1 rRNA gene (cut by a window edge) is annotated in these 1,420 nt (G+C 56.4%); it reads left to right on the top strand.

Features of this window, described 5'->3' with window-relative positions:
* Positions 1-1,399: ribosomal RNA gene (locus tag AB0927_RS40885) — 23S ribosomal RNA — on the top strand; its annotated part reaches 1,343 nt to the left of the window's first position; the annotation flags it as partial.
* Positions 1,400-1,420: the final 21 nt, after the last annotated feature.

Here is a 1,420-nt window from a genome sequence, read left to right as displayed (position 1 = left end):
ATCAAGGGTGAGACCTGATGCCGAGCCGATTGTGGTGAAGTGGATGATCCTATGCTGTCGAGAAAAGCCTCTAGCGAGTTTCATGGCGGCCCGTACCCTAAACCGACTCAGGTGGTCAGGTAGAGAATACCGAGGCGTTCGGGTGAACTATGGTTAAGGAACTCGGCAAAATGCCCCCGTAACTTCGGGAGAAGGGGGGCCACGCCTGGTGAGGGGATTTACTCCTTGAGCTGGGGGTGGCCGCAGAGACCAGCGAGAAGCGACTGTTTACTAAAAACACAGGTCCGTGCGAAGCCGTAAGGCGATGTATACGGACTGACGCCTGCCCGGTGCTGGAACGTTAAGGGGACCGGTTAGCTTCACTTCGGTGGGGCGAAGCTGAGAACTTAAGCGCCAGTAAACGGCGGTGGTAACTATAACCATCCTAAGGTAGCGAAATTCCTTGTCGGGTAAGTTCCGACCTGCACGAATGGCGTAACGACTTCTCGACTGTCTCAACCATAGGCCCGGTGAAATTGCACTACGAGTAAAGATGCTCGTTTCGCGCAGCAGGACGGAAAGACCCCGGGACCTTTACTACAGTTTGATATTGGTGTTCGGTTCGGCTTGTGTAGGATAGCTGGGAGACTTTGAAGCGGCCACGCCAGTGGTTGTGGAGTCGTCGTTGAAATACCAGTCTGGTCGTGCTGGATGTCTAACCTGGGTCCGTGATCCGGATCAGGGACAGTGTCTGATGGGTAGTTTAACTGGGGCGGTTGCCTCCTAAAGGGTAACGGAGGCGCCCAAAGGTTCCCTCAGCCTGGTTGGTAATCAGGTGTTGAGTGTAAGTGCACAAGGGAGCTTGACTGTGAGACCGACGGGTCGAGCAGGGACGAAAGTCGGGACTAGTGATCCGGCGGTGGCTTGTGGAAGCGCCGTCGCTCAACGGATAAAAGGTACCCCGGGGATAACAGGCTGATCTTCCCCAAGAGTCCATATCGACGGGATGGTTTGGCACCTCGATGTCGGCTCGTCGCATCCTGGGGCTGGAGTCGGTCCCAAGGGTTGGGCTGTTCGCCCATTAAAGCGGTACGCGAGCTGGGTTTAGAACGTCGTGAGACAGTTCGGTCCCTATCCGCTGTGCGCGTAGGAGTCTTGAGAAGGGCTGTCCCTAGTACGAGAGGACCGGGACGGACGAACCTCTGGTGTGCCAGTTGTTCTGCCAAGGGCATGGCTGGTTGGCTACGTTCGGGAGGGATAACCGCTGAAAGCATCTAAGCGGGAAGCCTGCTTCGAGATGAGGACTCCCACCCACTTGATGGGGTAAGGCTCCCAGTAGACGACTGGGTTGATAGGCCGGATCTGGAAGCCAGGTAACTGGTGGAGGTGACCGGTACTAATAGGCCGAGGGCTTGTCCTCAGTTGCTCGCGTCCACTGTGT

The sequence above is a fragment of the Streptomyces sp. NPDC048106 genome (assembly GCF_040706415.1).
Lineage (GTDB): Bacteria > Actinomycetota > Actinomycetes > Streptomycetales > Streptomycetaceae > Streptomyces.
This window is presented reverse-complemented; position numbering and strand designations above follow the sequence as displayed.